General features: G+C 63.6%; 21 protein-coding genes and 1 pseudogene. 12 read left to right on the forward strand and 10 right to left on the reverse strand.

Annotated features, from left to right (window positions below):
* The first annotated feature begins 37 nt into the window (after positions 1 to 37).
* From ROP_RS17660 to ROP_RS17670, 3 genes are all read left to right on the forward strand, one after another.
* Positions 38 to 421, forward strand: coding sequence for a hypothetical protein (locus ROP_RS17660; protein ID WP_012690759.1), 384 nt, complete (start codon positions 38 to 40; stop codon positions 419 to 421).
* Positions 422 to 655: 234 nt separating this feature from the next.
* Complete coding sequence (locus ROP_RS17665) at positions 656 to 1,552, forward strand: hypothetical protein (protein WP_231868939.1); 897 nt, start codon at positions 656 to 658, stop codon at positions 1,550 to 1,552.
* Positions 1,553 to 1,677: 125 nt separating this feature from the next.
* Positions 1,678 to 2,184: a hypothetical protein gene (locus ROP_RS17670; RefSeq protein WP_043824915.1), complete on the forward strand. Its 507-nt coding sequence runs from the start codon at positions 1,678 to 1,680 to the stop codon at positions 2,182 to 2,184.
* 86 nt (positions 2,185 to 2,270) lie between these two features.
* On the opposite strand, the gene ROP_RS17675 is transcribed toward ROP_RS17670, so the two are convergent.
* Positions 2,271 to 2,852, reverse strand: coding sequence for a hypothetical protein (locus tag ROP_RS17675; RefSeq protein WP_012690761.1), 582 nt, complete (start codon positions 2,850 to 2,852; stop codon positions 2,271 to 2,273).
* Between the two features lie 277 nt (positions 2,853 to 3,129).
* On the opposite strand from ROP_RS17675, the gene ROP_RS44835 reads away from it, so the two are divergent.
* Both ROP_RS44835 and ROP_RS17680 read left to right on the forward strand, forming a co-directional pair.
* Entirely contained in the window at positions 3,130 to 3,255 is a 126-nt protein-coding gene (locus ROP_RS44835) for a hypothetical protein (RefSeq protein ID WP_268748154.1), read from the forward strand.
* 183 nt (positions 3,256 to 3,438) lie between these two features.
* Positions 3,439 to 3,837 carry a hypothetical protein gene (locus ROP_RS17680; protein WP_043824917.1) on the forward strand — a complete coding sequence of 133 codons (399 nt, stop codon included), beginning with the start codon at positions 3,439 to 3,441 and terminating at the stop codon, positions 3,835 to 3,837.
* 163 nt (positions 3,838 to 4,000) lie between these two features.
* Here the strand turns inward: ROP_RS17680 and ROP_RS17685 are convergent, their stop codons facing one another.
* Positions 4,001 to 4,459 carry a hypothetical protein gene (locus ROP_RS17685; RefSeq protein ID WP_231868940.1) on the reverse strand — a complete coding sequence of 153 codons (459 nt, stop codon included), beginning with the start codon at positions 4,457 to 4,459 and terminating at the stop codon, positions 4,001 to 4,003.
* Between the two features lie 178 nt (positions 4,460 to 4,637).
* Here ROP_RS17685 and ROP_RS43720 point away from each other — a divergent pair, with 178 nt between their 5' ends.
* Positions 4,638 to 4,970, forward strand: coding sequence for a hypothetical protein (locus tag ROP_RS43720; protein WP_193384859.1), 333 nt, complete (start codon positions 4,638 to 4,640; stop codon positions 4,968 to 4,970).
* A 1,930-nt stretch (positions 4,971 to 6,900) separates the two neighbouring features.
* Here ROP_RS43720 and ROP_RS17695 read toward each other — a convergent pair.
* Positions 6,901 to 7,125 carry a hypothetical protein gene (locus ROP_RS17695; protein ID WP_012690765.1) on the reverse strand — a complete coding sequence of 75 codons (225 nt, stop codon included), beginning with the start codon at positions 7,123 to 7,125 and terminating at the stop codon, positions 6,901 to 6,903.
* A 529-nt stretch (positions 7,126 to 7,654) separates the two neighbouring features.
* Between ROP_RS17695 and ROP_RS17700 the strand changes: the two genes are divergently transcribed.
* Entirely contained in the window at positions 7,655 to 9,184 is a 1,530-nt protein-coding gene (locus ROP_RS17700; RefSeq protein WP_012690766.1) for a GMC family oxidoreductase, read from the forward strand.
* 623 nt (positions 9,185 to 9,807) lie between these two features.
* Here ROP_RS17700 and ROP_RS17705 read toward each other — a convergent pair.
* Positions 9,808 to 10,512, reverse strand: coding sequence for an amino acid--tRNA ligase-related protein (locus tag ROP_RS17705; RefSeq protein WP_231868941.1), 705 nt, complete (start codon positions 10,510 to 10,512; stop codon positions 9,808 to 9,810).
* Between ROP_RS17705 and ROP_RS43725 the strand changes: the two genes are divergently transcribed.
* Complete coding sequence (locus ROP_RS43725; RefSeq protein ID WP_231868942.1) at positions 10,403 to 11,008, forward strand: hypothetical protein; 606 nt, start codon at positions 10,403 to 10,405, stop codon at positions 11,006 to 11,008. The genes ROP_RS17705 and ROP_RS43725 overlap by 110 nt on opposite strands.
* 162 nt (positions 11,009 to 11,170) lie before the next feature.
* A complete protein-coding gene (locus ROP_RS17715) occupies positions 11,171 to 11,656 on the forward strand; it encodes a hypothetical protein (protein WP_012690769.1) in 486 nt (161 codons plus the stop codon).
* Positions 11,657 to 11,789: 133 nt separating this feature from the next.
* Here the strand turns inward: ROP_RS17715 and ROP_RS17720 are convergent, their stop codons facing one another.
* Complete coding sequence (locus ROP_RS17720) at positions 11,790 to 13,274, reverse strand: sodium:solute symporter family protein (protein WP_012690770.1); 1,485 nt, start codon at positions 13,272 to 13,274, stop codon at positions 11,790 to 11,792.
* Positions 13,271 to 13,492, reverse strand: a complete 222-nt coding sequence (locus ROP_RS17725; protein WP_012690771.1) for a DUF3311 domain-containing protein — start codon at positions 13,490 to 13,492, stop codon at positions 13,271 to 13,273. Before ROP_RS17725 ends, ROP_RS17720 begins: the two co-directional genes overlap by 4 nt.
* Positions 13,493 to 13,661: 169 nt before the next feature.
* Between ROP_RS17725 and ROP_RS17730 the strand changes: the two genes are divergently transcribed.
* The gene (locus ROP_RS17730; RefSeq protein ID WP_012690772.1) at positions 13,662 to 14,909 is read left to right on the forward strand and encodes an IS256 family transposase; all 1,248 of its coding nucleotides are present in this window, start codon (positions 13,662 to 13,664) and stop codon (positions 14,907 to 14,909) included.
* A 20-nt stretch (positions 14,910 to 14,929) separates the two neighbouring features.
* On the opposite strand, the gene ROP_RS17735 is transcribed toward ROP_RS17730, so the two are convergent.
* A complete protein-coding gene (locus ROP_RS17735; RefSeq protein WP_197535758.1) occupies positions 14,930 to 16,483 on the reverse strand; it encodes an amidohydrolase in 1,554 nt (517 codons plus the stop codon).
* An 805-nt stretch (positions 16,484 to 17,288) separates the two neighbouring features.
* Between ROP_RS17735 and ROP_RS17740 the strand changes: the two genes are divergently transcribed.
* On the forward strand, positions 17,289 to 17,564 hold the full coding sequence (locus ROP_RS17740) for a type II toxin-antitoxin system Phd/YefM family antitoxin (protein ID WP_012690774.1): 276 nt from the start codon (positions 17,289 to 17,291) through the stop codon (positions 17,562 to 17,564).
* Positions 17,561 to 17,824 (forward strand): type II toxin-antitoxin system RelE family toxin, encoded by a 264-nt coding sequence (locus ROP_RS17745; RefSeq protein WP_012690775.1) that lies wholly within the window; start codon positions 17,561 to 17,563, stop codon positions 17,822 to 17,824. Before ROP_RS17740 ends, ROP_RS17745 begins: the two co-directional genes overlap by 4 nt.
* A 54-nt stretch (positions 17,825 to 17,878) precedes the next feature.
* Here ROP_RS17745 and ROP_RS44210 read toward each other — a convergent pair whose 3' ends face one another.
* From ROP_RS44210 to ROP_RS17755, 3 genes and pseudogenes are all read right to left on the reverse strand, one after another.
* Positions 17,879 to 18,190, reverse strand: coding sequence for a hypothetical protein (locus ROP_RS44210; protein ID WP_231868943.1), 312 nt, complete (start codon positions 18,188 to 18,190; stop codon positions 17,879 to 17,881).
* A 529-nt stretch (positions 18,191 to 18,719) separates the two neighbouring features.
* Positions 18,720 to 19,315 (reverse strand): annotated as a pseudogene (locus ROP_RS41320) (recombinase family protein).
* 182 nt (positions 19,316 to 19,497) lie between these two features.
* Positions 19,498 to 19,992, reverse strand: coding sequence for a hypothetical protein (locus ROP_RS17755; protein ID WP_050785094.1), 495 nt, complete (start codon positions 19,990 to 19,992; stop codon positions 19,498 to 19,500).
* Positions 19,993 to 20,091 lie beyond the last annotated feature (99 nt).

Genomic DNA, 20,091 nt, shown 5'->3' on the forward strand with positions numbered 1-20,091 from the left:
CTGACACACTAGGCCAATGGGTGGCAGAGGACATTTAGTGAGGCGCGCCGCGCGAATTGCGGCGTGCGCGGGATTGGCGAGCATCGCGATGATGAACGGTGGATGTGGATCTGAGGACTCCCAGGAGGAGGTCGTCGTTGAGTCGACGCCGATCACTGCATCCGCGCCAGACGAAAAAGCGGTTCGCGACTACCTTGCATCCGCGATTCCTGATCGAATTAGAGAACAGCTGCAGGACCCCCGATGGGAGTTGGTCTCCGAAGTCGATCTCAAAGATGCGGCCGCCGAGGTCTGTCGATTAACGGCTTCCGATGGTCCAGTCGCCGCGCAGGAGTACGTCCGCGACAAGTTTCAGAGACTGCAGGGCGCCGAAAACGAGTTCATCCGCGCCGCCACCGATGTGAGTTGCCCAGGCCAGTAGCGGCTGTCCCGTTTGAAGCTAAGTTCAGTATTTCGGGAGTTACCAACAGGGAATCGGGCAGAACTACACTGCGAAGGTAACTGCGTGCGACGGACAGCGCGGGTTCGGTAGCGTTCACTGATGGACCTGGTCACTCTCGTTCTCGCGTCACCACGCGGGCGATTCTTCTGCGCGAACGTCGCGTACATGTGCAGTACGGACGAGCGAGCCGCCCATCCCCGATCGCCTGCGGACGTGCTCGAGAGGATCGAGGCAGTCGATGTTCAAGTCATCTCGCGGCTGTCCGAACTGGACCTACTCGACGCTCTCGCGTTCGCGACCGACTGGGCTCGCTATTGGCAACCGCCGGACGAGCAGGACGTTATGTTCGCCAGACCGGACACCGTGGCGGCCTTACATCCGGTAGCTGCCGCCGTTCTGGAATCCCCGCATACCCGGTGGTGGGCGGAGCCGATCGACCTCGACAACCAGCGGGTGGTTGGCCATCTGCCTTCGAACGAGGAGTGGCCGGAATCGACGCTGCCGTACCGCAGTACTGCTGTCGGCCTCGATCAATGGCGGGACCACGTCCTCGCGATGGAAGCGCAGTTTCGTACTTGGCGCGAGGAACGTCCGGACAACACCATCGGTGGGGAATGGTGGTCGACACCGTTACCCAGTGCCGCCCTGGTAACCAGCCGGGCGCGGGAGGACGTGGGCGCATTGGAATTGCTGCTGGAGGAGGACTCGTTCGGCGGGGACGAAGCGCGGGTCTGGCCGGTCTCGATCCGCCGCACACCCCGGGTATACGAGATCACGAATCCGACGGACTGGGCGCGGTTGGTCGACGCGTATCCCTTGTTCGTGCGCGAGTCCAAGCGCTCCGACTGGTTCGACACCACCGGGGAGTATCACGACTGGTTCATTCCTGACTGGGTTGCGGTGGCCGACGACTACGACGCCGTGCACCTCACTTTGCACGGCTACCTGACCACACCCGGTCTCGCAATCCCATTGGCAAACAACAAGGGTTCAACTGTTCTGGCCGGTTGGAACCCGGACGCGACGTGGTGGCTGAACAACGACATCGCTCACGTCGACGATGAGCCAGCCTTGTGGCGACGATGCGACGACCGCTGGGTACGAGTCTGAGCCCCCGAGAAGGATCCGCCAGCGGACAACCACAGAGAGTCCGTGAGGTGTCGGAACAAGCGGCCAAGAAGGTGAGCGCGATTACGCTCAGTCAGAACACAGCGTGAGCCCGGGGAGGCGGACGGATGGCCAGACAGGTGCGTTGGTCATGGCGCGCGGTGATGGTTGCGGTGATCGCAACTGCTGCGGTTACGTGGCTGGCGGCCGTCGTTATCGCCGACGTTCGCCGAGCCCCTGACGCGGATTGCCTCGCCGTCGACCCCACCGTGATGGACCTGATCGCAAGTAGGCCGGCTACTGATCCGATCGAGCCGATTGACGCGGTTGCTGTCCACGACCCCTGGACTCGCAGTACCGGATCCGTGCCGTTCGATAACTACTACGCGGTCGCCATGGAGTTCAGGCGAAGCGACGGCTCGATCTCCCACGGAGTGTGGGGATTAGGCGCAGGCCCGGCGCCAGCGGAGGGCCAAGCGCTGACGGCGAATGCAGACAGTGTCCTCGGGGCACCGCTCGTCAGTGTGGATCAATCAGCCCAGCAGAGCACTGTCTGGCCGGACACGGCGATGTTCTTCCCCGAAGACGCCAACGCCGTCGAAGAAGCCGGCCAATGTCTGACTACTTCCTCATGACGCCTACCCGCCGCGGAGCGGACAACCGGTCGTCGATCCGCTTGCGACATCGCGCAGCCGAAGCTCGGCGCTGCGCCGACGCGCGACTAGCCCCAGTACGGTGGCTCCTGTTCCGGGTCGTCGAGCACTGCGTCGATTCGTGGGTCGGCCACGATCTGATCTATTGCTTCTATATCGGCGCCGATGGTTGCGAAGTGCGGATCGACATCGTTGGTCACGCACCAGGCGCGATCTGCGGGCCAAATGAATGCGGGGTCAGGTGAGTAGCCGTACGGCCACCGCACAGGGTCACTGTCGTTCCAGTCTGCATAGTCCGTGAGCGTGCCTCGGAACAGCCAATAGTCACGGTTGGAAAACACGAAGTTCGGCGCGACAGGGATGGCAGTATCCCATCCGGTCCACATGCAGAAGTAGCACTCATTCGGTGTAGTCGTGTATCGCGACAGGACGTCCAATGCGACGCCGACTTGCTCTTTTTCGGACAGTTCCTTTTGGTCGAACTCGACGTCGTTCGCCTTCTGTCCGGGGAAGTCCGGATCGGGTATGAATCTCACCCGCGCATACTTCGGATATCCGACCGGACCGCGCACCGCTAGTCGCCACCACGAAAGACCCTGCTTCTTGAGCCAATCCGCGGCAGAGGACTCTCTGCACAGTTCAATGCCCACCTGACCATTGTCTACCCCGATGCCCAGCTCGCGTTCCGACAGGGGATCGGTGACCGGTCATCTGCGCTCCTTGCGGTCAGCGATCGCCGACAACCGAGGAACTGGGGGCACTCCCCAGTGAGAGAATCCAGACATGCGCCGAATAATCACGGTCAGTGCGGGTATCGGCCTCCTCTGCGGGCTATTGGCCGCTGGATTGTTCCTGTGGTGGCTCTCGCTTCCCGTGACGTTGTACACCGCTGGCTATACCCCTCTAGGCGAGGGCACTGTCGGCACCATGGAGACCTCCGAAACAGCCCCGTTCCTCATCGGCATGGTGGTCGGTGGTGCCGTGCTCGGCGGACTCGTGGGCGCTGCCGGTGCCGCGTTCGGATGGCGACTCGGACGTCACCGTCAGGTTTGACGCCAAATTCCGGCCAGTACGCGGAACCAGCGGGGACGGAGCTCCGCCGCGACAGTGCGCCAGCCGACGACGCTTCCGCAAGCGGATCCGCTACCGGAATCCAAGAGAGTCGGTCCCATCTTCCTGCGATCCGCCGCACGTATGTCGATCAAGGTGCGGCATTCGCGAATCTACGATTGCGTGATGAGCAGACGCGACGACGGAACGGACGGGCCCGACCTTCCCGACGTTCCCCTTGAGTACGAGGTGTCCTTCGATACGTGGGGGCTTCGCTGCGCAAATTCGTTGCTGAGAGGTCTGATCTCAGGTCAGCGACGCGGTGGAATCGCCGTGTCGTCATTTTCGGTTCTCCCAGACGATGACACGATCGAAGTGATAATCGACTACTACATGAACAGTCGGGAACTCCGGGCGAGGGTGGGATACCGCTTCGTCATCTCGGCGTTGCGATCAATTGCTCGGGACGATGATGCCGTATCCGCCGCGGGAATGTATGTGGACGATCTGTTTCTTTTGCCCGCTTCTCTACCGGGTGATCCAGTGAACGGGGTTCATTGGATCACCCGGCCAGGGTTTGTCTGACGGTCGATCGATACAGGTCGCCGTGTCGGCTAGTGGGCTGGTTCCGCCGCCATACGCGCTGACCACACCGATTGGATTGCCGCCCGGACTGAGGTCGCGTGCCGCTTCCCCCCGGCGTCCCATTCGTGGATCGCTGACCGGTCACCGGACAGCCCGGAGTTCGCTAACAGGCTCCGGTAATTGGGCAGGCCCAACTACGGGCGATCTTCCACGTACCGTCCTCGGCGACGAACGTCACCGGGCCCGTGTCATTAGGAGGATTTCCGTCGACGGTTACCTGCCCGCGGGCGGATACTTCACCCTCACCGGTGCTGGTAACCGAGGTGAATTCGACAGTCAGTTTTTCCTGGACGAAGCGTTGGGCGAGAGCCGGATCGTTCTCGCTCTCTCCCTGGAATAGCTTCACACGATCGGCCAACCGAACGTCGTAATCGAGGGCGGTCTCGACGAGGGCAGTCAACTCGGCCGGTGTCGGGTCCGCGGTAGCCGGAACCTCGGGGGCAGCTGCTGCGAACGATGTTGCCTGCACGCCCGCTGTTGATGCGGACGAATCGCGGCCATCGTTGTCCGAGCCGCATCCGGATAGCAGACCGGCGGTGACCGCCGCTCCCGCGAGTAGCACCGGGACGAGCCGAGACGTCATCGGAATCCTTTGCACGCGAGGGACTGGTGGTCGGTGGTACTGACCCACTATGTCAGCTTCGCTAGGTGAACTGTCGAACGCATCGATTCCCACTCATCGATCGTCATCCGGCTCCGATGGGCGGTTTGCTGACAGCGAGCGCTGCGACACTATGGCTATGACGTCTGATCTTGCGGTCAACCTCCTGGACACGTTCCCCGGCCGCATGTTGATCGATTGGTGGGGAGAGTGGCGCGCACTGCACCCGGAGTTCTCCTCCGCTGGGCAGTACGCCGACTCGATCGACACCGAGGATTACTCGGGTCGCGTAGCGATGGTGCTTCACATGTATCTGTACGGCGGCGACTTCCAAGATGTCATCGACCTCGACACCTCCGACCCCGACATCGTGGAGATGAGCGAGGCCGTCGCAGCCGCACTCTCCTCACCGAGCAGGGAAACGCTGCTCTCCCCACAAAGTCATCACGGCAACCTCACTAAGCGTCGCTAACCGCCACCGACCCAGCGCTTTACCGGACGGCGCCTTTTGGACGGCGACGAAGTTTGCTTGCGGAAACGATGCCTGGCTGCTCCACGGCGAACACGATGCGGAGCGCAGTCCCCTGCGCTACGACGTTCATTTCGATCCTGCGAAGGCGCGGATCGCGCGGGTCGATTCGGCGCGCGCGTGGGAGGCGCTGCTGAAGGCGCATCCCCTCGAGCGTGAGGGGACGGTGTTTCCCGATTGGCCGTCGATCGCCCAGGAGTGGGACGCGGTCCACGTATCGCTCAGTGGACTGCTCTGCGCCGAGCCGCTGATATCGCAAGTGCCCTACACCGGAGAAGATCCCAGCGGCTATACCCACTGCCAGTCCGGCCCCTACGTCGGCGTCGCCGAATGGGCCGTTCCGAGCACAGCCTGGCTTCGTCCGTCAGCCCATATGAGGGTCGAGCCAACTGCCCTTGCAGGAGGGCAAGCGATCGCTGACCGGTGAGCGATCCTCATTCGGCAAGAGCTGTGCTCAAAATCAGGGGAATGGGTTGGCCATCAGCCAGCCCTACTCGGATTCGGTGGGCAGAGAAGCAACGCCAGCAAGTAGGCCGCAACCATTGCAATGAAACATGACCCTAGCGGCGCCCACGACTCGGCTGTAGATGAGGAAGCTGTCAACCACGCGGCGATGACGCCGACACAAATTCCGACCGCCGCCGAGGTACAGATCGCAAATCGCTGTCGCCACCAGCGGTTACTTGCCGGCCGCCATACAGGGACAGTCCCGAGCGCGAACTTGCCCCCGACAACCGCCACGCCCCCGACACACGCTCCGAGCACGAGCCCTGCCAGAGCAGCGAGGGCAAGCCCTGCGACGTCACCACCGAACAGCAAGGCGACGACAATACCCAGAAAAGATCCGAGAGCGGCAGAGATACCTAACTCCCGCCCGGCCCAGCTCCTCATGCTCATCGATACAACCAGACCGATGGCGAAGCGCGAAGAGGCACCGCCTGGTGTCTCCAGGTCGGCGTCCGGGTAGCGATTGACTTCCGGTCCCGCCTCAATTGCAACGCCCGAGGAACACCTCTAGCGCTGGTGCGTTCCTCTGGACCACCGTCGGCGGAACACCAGGATGCTCCACCCGATCAATCCGACCAGGACGACTCCAGCCACCGCCAGTACCGGCGTTGGTATTCCGGCGGTCATCCGGGTCTGCCAGCCGATCTCCGCCGTGGGTGCGGCTTCTCGCGGAGGATGGGGCGGTCCATATACCTTCTCGGTGACGGATCGAATGTCGAACGGGACGCCGGTGTACGGGCCGCACGCGTAGCCTTTCCAGGCGGCATCAACCTGTACGGCCTGGAGACAAATAGCAGATACTCGTCCCCGACCTGATAGCTGGTCCCACACCCGTTGCCATTCGCAAGGGTGCCCACCGTCGTTGTGGAGCCCACATCGCCCTTGAACACTTGCGACACCTCGAACTCGTACGTGTCGGTGAACCCATCCGAGACCTTGTCGGTGGCGCGGGCGACAAAGACTCCGGACGCATACGAAACGGCTTCTTCCGGCGTTTCGCTGCTCACGCATGAGCAGGCACACGCGGTCCCCGGTGAAGCCACCGCCACCGACCCTGCAATAAGAAGTCCGCAGGCACAAGCCACGACGTATCGCGAGAAGCGCCGGAGGTACTGGCGCGCCCCGGTATCCACAGGGGAGTTTCCGATGGTCACCGTGCCAGTGAAGCACTTCTTGTTGCTGATGCGCTTGCAGCTCGGCCACGAGCATGGCGGCGTTTGTGGTCTCTCAACGCCTGCTCATTGGCACTCGATTGACGGTCGGCGTCCGCCCGTCCCGCTGGTGGATCCGCTTCCGGAACGAGTGTCCGGCTGCTGCCGGGTAGGCGCTGGCGTCGCTCTCGTCCCGGTGCAGGTTCCTCAAACGGCTAGGAGTCGGTGCTCACGTCCGTCGTGGTCACAGCCGAGACAAAGAGCTTCCCGTTGATCACCACAATGGAATGAGAGATCGAAACGACCACTTCGTTCTCCCGCTCGAACACGATGTTGGCGAACGTCGACGTGTGGTTTGAGAGCTCACGGTGGAGATCAGTCAAGGTGTCATACGGCCCGAGTTCAAGGGTGTGGACCTCGAAGCTATGGTTCCTACTCATCTCGAAGACGGTACTGCCGTACTTGCCACCAGGTACGACCTGTCGAGTCCGCTACTGGATCGTGGGCCGATCAGCGATCCGCTTCCGGGACGCGGGCGGACCGCTGCCGGTCCTGCGCTGGGACGCCAACTCGTCCCAGTCACGGTTCCGGTTACCGGACGTGCTCCTGGGTCGTTGCGCCAGGGACAGATCCGATCATCATCGGGCGGCCGGGGGGTCGCAGCACTCGGCGCAGGTCTGGGTAGGTAGCGACTCGACTTGTTCGCTTACGATCCGCGTGGTTTGGCTTTTCCGGCCGATTCGCGTGTCCCGAGCTTGCGCGCGGAGGCTGAGGTGTTCGCCGGGCTCGTGGGAATACTCTGGCATTAGTTCAGAGGCCAGACCCGTCGAGCGGAACGACGCGGCGCGACCGGGTTCTGTCACGACTGTCGAGGGGGCGATTCCAAGCAGCCCGAGTCGGGCCAGCGGTCGCGGTGGGATCGCAGAATATCGGGCTTATTCTAAGATTTCGTCACAGGAGGCCTTGAGGGTGACGACATATGACTTCATCGTCGTCGGCGCCGGCTCTGCCGGATGTGCGGTAGCCGGCCGGTTGGCCGCGGAATCCGCCGCCACCGTGCTATTGATCGAAGCCGGTGGCTCGGACCGACGATTCACGATTCAAGTGCCGCTTGCCTCCGCACTGCAGTACCGGACCTCCCTGGACTGGGCCTACGAAACCGATCCCGAACCAGGCTGCGCCAACCGGCGGATTCCTCAACCCCGCGGTCGTGTGCTCGGCGGCACCAGCTCAATGAACGGCATGATCTGGGTAAAGGGCAGCAACCTCGACTACGACGCATGGCAGCTACCAGGCTGGGACTGGAACGATGTTGCCCCGGTGTTCGCGCGGATCGAGAACGGTCCGATGCACGTCACCCGCGTGCCCTATCCCGACGAGTTGTCACTTCGCTTCGTCGCAGCAGCGCGTGCGGCAGGTGTGGCCGCCAGCGACGAGGTCAGCGGACCCGAACTCGACGGTGCAGCGATTACACCCGTCAACATCCACAAGGGTCGACGGTGGAGCACGGCGCGCGGTTACCTGCGACACCGCGCCAATCTTTCCGTCGTCACCAAGGCCACGGTCAGCCGGCTGATCATCCGTAGTGGTCGTGCGGTCGGGGTCGAATACCTCCGGCGTGGACGTGTGTACCAGGTTTTCGCCGACCGCGAGATCGTCTCGAGCGCCGGCGTCTTCGGCACGCCACAGTTGCTGCAGTTGTCCGGCATTGGGCCGGCCGATCACCTCCGCCGCGTCGGGGTTGCCCCACTGGTCGATAGCCCCCGCGTCGGCCAAGGCCTCACCGACCATCCGCTCACGCCGACCGTCTGGGCTCTCGCGCCCGGGCATGTCGGCTTTGCTGACGTTGGGAATCCGAAATGGCTGCTGCAGTGGCTGTTTCGTCGACGTGGCAAGCTCACCAGCAATGGCGGTGAAGCGGTTGCGCATATCCGGTCGATACCGGGACTGTCGGCCTGCGACTTTCAGTTGGTCTTCACCCCAGGCGATGCCCTGGCCGATCCCAGAGACAGGAAGTTTCGGTCTGCACTGTCGGTGTTGCACTCGTACTGGACACCCGAGAGTCGAGGCACTGTTCTGATCCGCTCATCGAATCTCGCGACTCCACCGGCCATCCGGACGAACTTGCTGGGTGAACGCGACGACATCGATGCACTTGCGAGGGCACTGGAGCGGACGCGCGAGATCATTGCGACCGAACCCGTCGCCTCCACCGTCGAACGCGAACTTCTCCCAGGACCTGGTTCCGACATCGAGGCGTTCATCCGAGACAACACGACCACGATGAGCCATCCAGCGTGCAGCGTTGCGATGGGCAGCGAAGCCGACAGCCCCCTAGACGAGAAGCTCCGCGTCCGAGGTGTCGACAACCTCCGTGTGGCCGACGCCTCGGCGTTACCGCGCATTCCCCGCGCCAACACAAACGCGCCGACGATCATGATCGGTGAACGCTGCGCCGACTTCCTGCTCACCGGATCCGATAGGCATGCGTCGGCGTAGGAACATCTTGCCTACACGGAAGTGGGTTGATCTCAGTCTCAGAACGCCGGGGGCGGATCGCTGACCGGTCGCCGATCCTTCATAGTGCCTGGCGTCCTTGATTTGAGGTTCCGCAGGCGCGCTCGCAAAGCTGCGCGACGGCCTGCTTCGGTTGACAGCGCCAGCTAGCGGGGCGAACGTTGACGTGGGTCGGGGTGACCGCAAGCACTCACCGTGCGATCGACGAGAGGATCCCCGGATGTCACCTTCCCCGATGTGGTACTGGCTCGGTGACCATTTCTGGTACACGGTGTACCCCTTGGTCACGATCTTCGGCCCGATCTTTGGCTGATGCGGATCTGATTCGATGACGCGTTTTCTTCTGATGGCTGTTCCTGTGGCCGATCGACAAACGCACACGCACCGCGCGGAGGATGGGGTCGTCAGTCGGATTCCACCGAGACGAGAATTTCCCGCTTGCCGATCCGCTTACGGAACGAGGGCGGACTGCCGCCGAGGTGTGCTGGGACGCCACTTCGTCCCGGTGCAGGTTCGGTAATTGACACATTTGGACTGGTCGATGAGTTCATCCTTGTTGCCGGCGGCGTGCGAGTCGTTTTTCGACCCCGCAGGCCGCCGGTTTCTCAGGGACGGAGCCGGTGGATATCCCGGGGGAAGAGGGTGGCGTACCGGATGTTGTCGGCTTGGAGTAGGCGCGACACCCAGCGTTCGAGGCCGATGGCGAAGCCGCCATGTGGGGGCATGCCATGTCCCATCGCCTCGAGATATGGGGAGTACGCGGCCGGGTCCTCACCGCGGGCGGCCAGTGCCGCGGTGTAGTCGGCATGGTTGTGCAGGCGTTGCCCACCGGTGACGAGTTCGAGACCACGAAAGAGCAGGTCGAATGAGTTCGTCCACCGCTGGTCGCTGGGCTGTGGGTGGGTGTAGAACGGCCGTTTGACGGCCGGATACTCCTCGACGGCAAGGAAGTCCGAATCGAACTGCGACTTTGCCCACTTGCCGAGCAGACGCTCGTGCTCGGGCGTCAGGTCGGGCTCGTCGGGCGGGGCGCCGACGAGGTCGAGGGCTTCGGCGAAGTGCAGGACCGGGATTTGTTCGGGCACGATCGGCAGCTCGGCGCCCACGGTGTCTACGGCGCGGCTGGCGGTGTTACGGATCTGCTCGATCATGGCGGCGAGGGTGTCGCGCAGCAGGGCTAGGACGTCGCGGTGGTCGTCGATGAACCCGAATTCGGCGTCGAGGGAGACGTATTCCGCAGCATGCCAGTCTCGATCAGCCCTTGCCGTATGTCGACGGCTGGCGGCTCGGGGGCCGATCGCCTTCGACACGTACGCACGCCTACGCTTCATCCCCGACCCGGCCTATACGGGACAACCGGAAGGCGACGCCCAACGCGACCCGGAGGGGCTGTCCGACAACGAACAACTCGGGGTCGTCCTGGCCGAGCTCGCCCGTCACACCGGCACGCCTGATGACTGCTACTTCTGCATCTGGGACGGGTGGCCGAGCTTCACCGCCGATGATCCGACGCCGAAGATCTCGATCCCGAACCGCGACTACTTCCTGTTCCATGGCACCCTTGGGGACGTCGCCAACTGGAACGCCCAAGTCAAGACACTGCTGGATGACCTAGGGGACCTTGGTGACGCACCTCCTCCCGCGTTCGTGTGGCCGGCCGATCACGCATGGTGCGTGACCTGCGACGTTGATCCTCATTTCGCGTCGATCGGCGCAAGCCCGGACGCGATCGATCGGCTTGTGGCCGAGTCGCGTGTCGACGTCGTCGTCGACGATCCCGACATCGAACCCCCGTACTACTCGTGAGTGAAACCCGATTTCGTGGTTCAGGCGTGGGATAGACCTGTTCCGGTCGGACGAGTCTGGCGACAGATAGAGCTGGGATGAATTGGGAACTGATTGAGGATCGATGTACGGGACGCGCGCACAGTTGCCCGTAGCAAAGTCTTGCCCGTTCATACTCGAACGATGTCGCAGTTCAGCTGGATCGACTATCCCGTCTCCCCGGAACTGGGTGCAATCGCGCACGGGCCGCTCCTGCTCTCCGACTCGAACGGCTACCGCGTCGGACTTCGATACCTCATCGCGTACCGAAAGGTCATGGATATGGCGTTGACCGTCTCCGCTTCGGGATTGAAGTCGGCGGAGCTTGCCTCCCAGTTCCGCGCCATCCAGGGGCCTGGCGGTCTGGCTTCGATTGCAGAGCCCGAGGCCGAGTTCAGTGCATGGGTGGTATCGCCTGATCTGAACATCTACAGAGAGCGGTCGAGCCAGAATCCACACACCGAGGAAGGGCACTACGTCCGCGAGTTCTCCTATGTCATCAATGGACGCCCGACGGGCACCTCCCTCGAAATCGAGTACCGGTGGCCCGCCATCGGGCTCGACCGCACGCGCGTCGTCTTGGAAATCCCCCCAGCTCGTGCTCTCGACGAAGCGATAGTGCCGATCTGATCCGCGCCTCCGCCTTCGGCGAGAAGTGCGATCACCGACGGGTATGTCGGAGAATCGCTGGCCGGTTGGGGATCCGCTTACGGGACGGGTCGGGGACTCGACGTTCGGACAGTCCGTCCCGGTCGTCGTTCGGCTACTGACGCACACGATGAGGGTCGCCTGCAGGGAGGGCTTCGGCGGGGACCGCTGGAGGATCCGCGGTCACCGAGACGGGAATCTCGGTACGGTGGGCGACCGGTTCCCGTTCCGGGCCGGGTGCCAGGAGGCGCCACACAACAATTACGAGCGCGTTCACACCGGTCGAGATCACGCCGCTGTTGATGCCGCCGAGAACGGACGGGCCATGCAAGTACAGCGCCACCGACAGCACCACACCCACGATCATCCCGGTGGAGATTGCCGCCGCTGGCACCCTTCGGAGGAAGAGGACCGTGACGAATGCCGGAACGATCTGGGCCACGAGGCCGTAGAAGAGGTTGAGGACGGTGAGCATGAGAGTCGAGGCGTAGAGCGTGAGCACCGCGCCGAGGACGAGGAAGGCGGCGACGAACACCGTGCTCCATCGCCGCTGCGCGTGCGGTTGGAGCCCTGAGAACAGGTTGCGCGAGACCAGTCCTCCGATGGCCAGTGCGGTCGCGGCGAGCACGAGCAGACCGGACAGCGCCGCGCCCGACGCCACGATTCCGACGAGCCAGTCTGGCAGCAGGCCGCGTGCGGTGACCATGAAGATCGTGTTGGGGTTGGAGACGCCCGGGTACTTCTGCAGTGCGTAGAGCGAGGCGAGAACCAGCATCGGGTAGATGAGCATGTACAGCGGCATCCATACGGTCGAGCTCTTCACGGCGCGCTCCGACTTCGCGGGCAGGATGTACATGGCGCCGAGCCCCAGGTAGAACACGAATGCCTGGAAGATGATGGTCGTCATTGTGAACGTCATCGCGGATCCCGAGATCGTGCTCATGGCAGGGGTGATGTGGAGGGGCGTGGTCGTGGCCCCGGACCCGTGGGTGGCGAACAGCACCGCGATCCCGACGGCCGCGACGGTGATGACCATCAGCGTGTCCTTGATGACCGACACGTATGCGGGAGAGCGGATGCCCGACACCGCGACGTACAGGAACGCGAGGACGCCGGCGATCACCACCGCCTGGACTGGGGTGAGGCTGACGCCCAGCGACGACAGCACCACTTGCAGGCCGATGAATTGGTACTGACCCCATGGCACGAGCCCGACGAGCAGTGTCAGGCATGTCACCAGTTCGACTGTGCGGCTGGAGAAGTGCCGGCCGATGATGTCGGGGACGGTCATTGCGTCGTACCGTTTCGCGGCCCGCCACACCAGCGGTGCGAGGAAGTAGCCGAACACATAGGCGAGGAGGATGTATCCGATGAACCACACGCCGTAGCTCGCTCCGTGGGCGTAGATGCCTGACGGGAATCCGAGCAGCGTGCCGATGCTGTACACCTCACCGACGGCGAGGAAGTAGACCAGCCAGGCGGGGAACGAGCGGCCGCCGACGAGGAATTCCGAGATGCCTCCGTTGCGGCGGCCGTACCCGGCGTAGACGGCGACTCCCACCGAGATGGCGAGGACGAGACAAAGGATGGCGATGATCATGCGGTTTTCTCCTCGTCCGGGTAGCGGCTGCGGTCGAAGAAGCGCCAACTGACCCACAGGCAGAGTGTGGTGAGGGGGAAGCAGAGGAAGGTCCAGAGGAAGACGACGGGAAAGCCGAAGAGTACGGCGTGAATTCGTCCGAGTGTGAGGACGCCGCCGAGGATCGCGACGGTCGGGATGACGAATCCGATGATCACGCTCGGCCAGCTGCGGATCATCGCGCTGCCGCCGGTGCCGTAAGTTTCGGGGTAAGTCCCAGGGAGTGGTGGGAATCGGCTGAGGGCGTCCGGCCAGGTCCGCGGCGTGTCGCTCCCTCGCCGAAGGTGGGCCATCGCGTAGTGATCAACGAGTTACCGACCAAAGTGACTCACAGAAAGTATCCACGCGATGACCCACGACCATTCTGCACTGCTCGCCCAACTCGACGCACTCACCGGCGCCGACAGCGCCAGCGTGTTCGCCGAACTGATCCGCACCGGCCTGCAGGCCTTGATCGAAGCCGAAGCCACCGAGAAGCTCGGCGCCGGCCGCTACGAACGCACCGCTACCCGCACCACCCATCGCAACGGCCACCGCACCAAGACCGTCTCCACGACCAGCGGCGATGTCGAGGTCAAGATCCCCAAGCTACGGTCCGGGTCGTTCTTTCCGTCCTTGCTGGAACGGCGTCGGCGGATCGACAAAGCCCTGTATGCGGTGGTGATGGAGGCGTATGTGCACGGCGTATCGACTCGCAGCGTCGATGACCTGGTCGGCGCGTTGGGAGTCGGGTCAGGGATCTCGAAATCGGAGGTGTCGCGGATCTGTGCCGGTCTGGACGGCGAGATAGCCCGGTTCCGAGAGCGCACGCTGACGCACACGAGTTTTCCGTACGTGTTCCTCGACGCCACCTTCTGCAAGGTCCGGGTCGGTGCGCACGTGGTGTCCCAGGCGCTGGTGGTCGCGACCGGGGTGTCCATCGACGGCACCCGCGAGGTCCTGGGCACCGCGGTCGGCGACAGTGAATCCTACGAGTTCTGGCGCGAGTTCCTCACCAGCCTCAAAGACCGTGGTCTGTCGGGGGTGCATCTGGTGATCTCTGATGCGCACAGCGGTCTCAAAGCTGCTGTGATGCAGCAGTTCGCGGGATCATCGTGGCAGAGGTGTCGGGTTCATTTCATGCGCAACATCCGATCGGCAGTGGCGGCCAAGCATGTGCCGCCGGTGATGGCGGCGGTCAAGACGATCTTCGCGCACACCGATCCGGTGGAGGTCGCCGCGCAGTGGGACCAAGTCACCGATACCTTCGCCGGGTCGTTCCCGAAGGTTGCGGCGTTGATGGAAGCAGCCAAACACGATGTGCTGGCCTTCACCGCGTTTCCGAAGGCGCATTGGCAAAAAATCTGGTCCAACAATCCAATTGAGCGGTTGAACAAGGAAATCAAGCGTCGAGCCGATGTCGTGGAGATCTTCCCGAATCCGGCCGCGTTCTTGCGGTTGGCAACCGCGGTGGTGATCGAGCAGCACGACGAGTGGCAAGTGACCCGCCGCTACGTCTCCGACGTGAGCATGGACGAGCTCCGTGCGGTGATCGCCGCGAAGGGACACGCTACCGAGCCGGCGTTGTCGTTGACCGGCTCGAGTGGAACAGCCTAGTATTCACCGCGACTCGTTGATCACCGCGCATGCCGCGAGCCGATCCGAAGTCCACCACTCCACGGGGCACTATCAAGTTTCGGGCTCGTGTGGACGACCTTCCCGCCGACGACGGTCGCGTCCACGGCGAGGGAACGGATCGTCTCGGGTGCCACCGTGGTGATGTCCGCCGACAGCACCGCGAGGTCGGCGAGTTTGCCTACCTCGAGGCTGCCCCGCGACGACTCCTCGCCGCCGAGGTACGCGGCGTCGATGGTGTAGGCGCGCAGCGCGGCGTCGATGTCGATGGCTTGTTCGGGGCCGAGCACGTCGCCGTTGCGGGTGATCCGGTTGACGGCGCACCAAATCCCCTCGAGCGGGGGCACCGGAGTGACCGGGGTGTCGGAGTGGAGGCCGAACGTCAGGCCACGGGAACGAGCCGAGGCCAGCGGGCTGATGCGGCGTGCCCGCTCCGGTCCGAGGAAGCGGTCCCGGTGACGGTCGCCCCAGTAGTAGACGTGTTTGACGAAGAACGAGGCCAGCACGTCGTTCGCTGCCATGCGGTCGAGTTGGTCCTCGCGCACGGTCTGACAGTGCTCGATTCGATGGCGCCGCCGGCGTCCGGGTTCGACACCGAGCTGCTCGTACCCGTTGATGATTGCATCGATCGCGGCGTCGCCGTTGCCGTGTACCGCGACCTGCCAGCCGGCGGCGTCCAGTGCCGCGATCTTTCGGCCGAGGTCGTCGGGGTCGAGCAGCATCATGCCGTGCTCGTCGGGTGCGCAGGTGTATCCCTCGGCCAGGCAGCCAGTGAGTCCCTGGATGGATCCGTCGGCGACGATCTTCACACCCGTGAGGCTGAAGCAGTCGTCGTCGGCGGTCGGGTCCGGCGCTTCCGGGGTGCCCTCGTCGAGACCCGGCACAAGGTCGTGGAAGAGATAACCACGCACCCTGGTCAGGAGTCCGCCAGCACGTACGAGCGCACGGTACGCGTCGAGGCCCGCGGTGCCCCCGATCAGCCCGACCCCCGTGTCGTGCACCGTCGTGACCCCGTGCCGCGCGTACTCGGCGCCCGCCAGCCGCAGCGCCTCCACCGCTTCGTCACCGCCCCGGCTCGGCACGAGCGAATTCACCATGAACGCCGCGCCTTCGATCAGCAGCCCGGACGGCTGCCCCGACGAATCCCGTGCGATCCGGCCCCCGGGCGGATCGGGTGTCGTGGCATCGATGCCCGCGAACCGCAACGCCGCCGAGTTCGCCACACAGAAATGCCCTGACACGTGCGTCAGCAGAACCGGATTGTCTGGCGACACCGGGTCGAGGTCGGTGAGGGTCGGATGCCGGTCGTCGGCGAGGAGCGAGTCGTCGTAGCGATAGCCGCGGATCCACGCGCCGGGTTCCTCGTCCGCGACCGCCTGCTCCACCCGATGCACGATGTCGGCGATGCAGTCGTTCGACGGCGAGCCCGCGTCCACCTGCGCCGCCAGGGTCATTCCGAAAAACTCCGGGTGATTGTGCGACTCGACGAATCCCGGGATGGCGGTGCGGCCATCGAGGTCAAGGACCTGAGTGCCGGGTCCGATCCACTCTGCCACCGCGCGATCGGAATCCACCGCAACGATGCGGCCATTCTGCGCAGCGAGTCCGCCCACCCTACGTCCCAGTCCGTCCAGGGTAAGGACGGTTCCGTTCAGGACAACGAAGTCAGCAGCTCGCGCCCCGGCCGCGCTACGCGGGTAATCCACCACAGGTGCCTACTCTCGTTATGATGTTGAAATGGTTAGACCGTAATTTTGCGCGATCTGTGATGCAGGCAACAGGACCAGAAGTTGATCCCGCGGGAGTACCAGCGGGCTGCTGATCCACCTTCCCGGCCACATCAATCGACGTCGCTGTCGTCGGTGGCCGGCCCACTGTGAAAATCGGCGAGGGCCCTTGCCCGGCGGGCTTACGTTCCTACAGCAGACCCGGAGGAATTCGTCGACACCGTTACTGATGTGCACGTTCCTGACAGGCTCAGTCCCGCCCGGTGCGGCGTTGAGGCAAACAGCCAAGGGGAAGGCGTAACTACGTCCGCTTCCTCAGGATCGGGTTGAGCGGTGGTTCACCACCACCGCAGTAGCCCACCGCATCTCGCCGCTCGCACCCACGTGAGAGACGTCATTACGTCTCGATCACGTGCGATCGGTGACCGGTCAGCGATCGTCTACCGGTGACAGGCTCACTGCAGCGGTCGGTTGTGAGCCGACACGGCAGCGCCGATCTCGGCCCAGGTTCGGCAACAGCTTTGCGAGGCATTATGGCGATGCCGCCGGACCGCGGTGTCGGCTTCTTACCAGCCCCGTCTGTACAAAATGCGAATCTTTCGAACTTATTCCTACCTAGATGTACAATTAGTACATGTCTGATGCCGTTGCTCTCAGCATCTCCGATGCACGCACCCACCTGGCAGCGATCATCGATCGCGCTCGGTCCGACCACCAGCCCGTCTACGTCGCTCGCCGCGGACGTCGGGTAGCGGCTGTCATCGATGCCGACGACCTCGATCGTCTCCTCGAGCTGGCAGAGGACATGGCCGACATTCGCGCCGCTGAGCAGGCGCGCGCCGAGATGCAGTCGACTGGGGAGACGCCGATACCGTGGGATGAGGTCAAGGCCGATCTCGGCCTCGCATGATCTACGAGGTCTCATTGACCCCTGCCGCAGCACGGCAGTTGCGCAAGTTCGATCCGCAGGTGCGCCGACGAGTGCAAGCGGCCATCGAATTACTTGCCACCGAGCCGCGGCCGCCGGCAGCGACGCGCCTGGTCGGTGGCAATGGGGAGTGGCGCGTGCGAACCGGTGACTACCGAATCGTCTACGAGATCGTGGACGAGCGGCTCTTGGTGCTTGTCTTGACCGTTGGGCATCGCCGTGAGATCTACCAGCGACACTGAAACGACGCCGATCCATCCCACCGTGTCGGTAGCGGATCGATGAGCGATCGTCGACTAGGTGCCAGGGGTTGGGTCAACCAGGATTAACGTTCCCGGACTCGACGTCAGGCCTAAGTCATGGAGTTCGGCGATGACCGCGTAGCGGCCGGGAGGAAAGTCCTCGATATCGCGCGTAGCGATATCGACCCGCAGAGATATTCGATCGCCGGGTTCAATGTCGGGCAGCGTCGGTGCCTGTGAGAACAACGACAGCCCCGGCTTCATCGGCTCGCCCTCTTCATCGAGCACCCAACCGTGGACGGTCATGTGGTCCCCTGCATAGTTCACCCACATCCTGTCTCCGGCATTCACCAGGTCGATCGACACTCCAGGGAGCGCACCCGCCTTGCAGGTGAACTCGCCGGGCCAGCGCAACTCCAGACCAACGCGGCGGGCCGCCCGGCAACGATGCACTCGGATCGGACCCGGGTGCGTGCTAACCCTCCAGGCACCAGCTGAATCGCTGAGGAACACCAGTGTCCACGCTTCCGAGACCTACCCGTGCGGTGCGGCGAAGACCTCCCTCGATCCTGCGCCATCGTCCCGGCTTGGGACGAGCCGACGCCACCCGTGGCGTGGAAGATCGAGTACCTCGTCCGGAGAGCGCATCTCGACGCGACGGTCACCGATGAGATCCCACAGTGACGACCCCGAACCCCCCAAGACAGCCGGGTCTACTTCAATCGGCCCGACTTGGACCAGATCGAGGTCAGGACCGGAGCCGGAATCCGCACTCATCACAGAATCCTGTCGCACGCAGACTTCTCATGGAGCCGATTTTCGGGTTCGCATCTCCGTATGCGGAACGCCCGCCAGAGTGGCCGGGCCGGCGGACGTTCCCAATGTGCGGGAATCGCTAGGCACTGGCTTCCGAGTAGCCGTCGCGATGAGCTCGGCGGGCGCGTTTGATCGCCCGGTACACCGTCGACCGGCCCACCGAGAACAGATCGGCCAGTTCCGCGGTCGAGTATTCGCCTGTCCCGTGCAGCTCGACGAGGTGCCCTTCCTGACGCGGATTGAGCTTCGGTTGCCCTTGAGGTGTCCTTTCGCCTTCGCGATCCGCATCCCCTCCCTCGTTCGTGCCCGAATCAGGTCGCCCTCGAACTCGGCGACCATTGCCAGAACGTTGAATAGCAGGCGCCCGACCGGGTCGGTGGGATCGTGCAACGAGGCCCCGATCTGCAGGCACGCGTGCCGAGCTGTCAGCTCGTCGACGATGTCTCGGGCATCCGGTAGCGAACGGGCCAGCCGGTCCAACTTGGTCACTACGAGGGTGTCCGTGTTTCGGCAGGCTGCAAGCGCGTTCTGCAGTCCGGGCCGCAGGCGATTGGTTCCGGTCAAGCCGTGATCGACGTAGATCCGGTCCGGTGACACCCCGAGCGCAAGCAGAGCGTGCTGCTGCGCGGTTAGGTCTTGCTGATCGGTGGATACACGTGCATATCCGATGTACATCGCTGAAATCCCATCTCTCGGACGCACAACGCTGGCGCGTGGTGCTTGGGAATCAACGGTCAAACATCGTCGACGAGTGCGACTAGAACCGCTCCCGATGGATACTGCTGTGGTGCATGCCGCTGGCGCATCGGCAACCAGTTACCGATCGGAAAAAAATCGGTCGCGCGTGCCGGTGAGCCTTAGTCGCATACCTGCGGTGCGACGAGAAACAATCCGCTACAGACGAAGGCGCGGGATAGCTTCCACTCATTGCCGGAACGCACGAAGGGGACTGGGCCGACCGGGTAAGGGGCCATGCGTTGGAGGTGGCCCTGCCCAGCCGCGTTGATCATGTCTGGGCCGACGGGTTCCACGGTGGTGAACTGGATGTATTGGGGTGAGGGTTGCGCACCCCAGGCCCGTGCGATCGGCAGGGTCTGGTCGCTGGGACCATCCAAGAGACGCGCGGGGTCCTCCTCGCGTATGGAGTAGTTGGTTGTGGCGTTGTACAGGGCGGTCAGTTGCTCGGCGGTAGGCACGAGATCGGTGATCGGCGCCGGCGGCGGTGCGAACTGTGTGGATTGGACGAAGACGGTCGGATCACGCGATTCGATGTCATCGACGGACGAGCAGGCGCCGGCAGTTGCGATCGCGACGAGAGCGCTGGCACCTATCGCGGCTTTCCTCACCCTCATGATCTTGGTATCGCCCCAAGTCGACGCAGCGTGACAAGCCCGTGCCACAGCGTTCGTCCCGAAGACTGAACCTGCACCGGGACGAAATCGGCGCTCAGC

Origin of the sequence: Rhodococcus opacus B4 (assembly GCF_000010805.1) — a bacterium.
GTDB classification, from domain to species: domain Bacteria; phylum Actinomycetota; class Actinomycetes; order Mycobacteriales; family Mycobacteriaceae; genus Rhodococcus_F; species Rhodococcus_F opacus_C.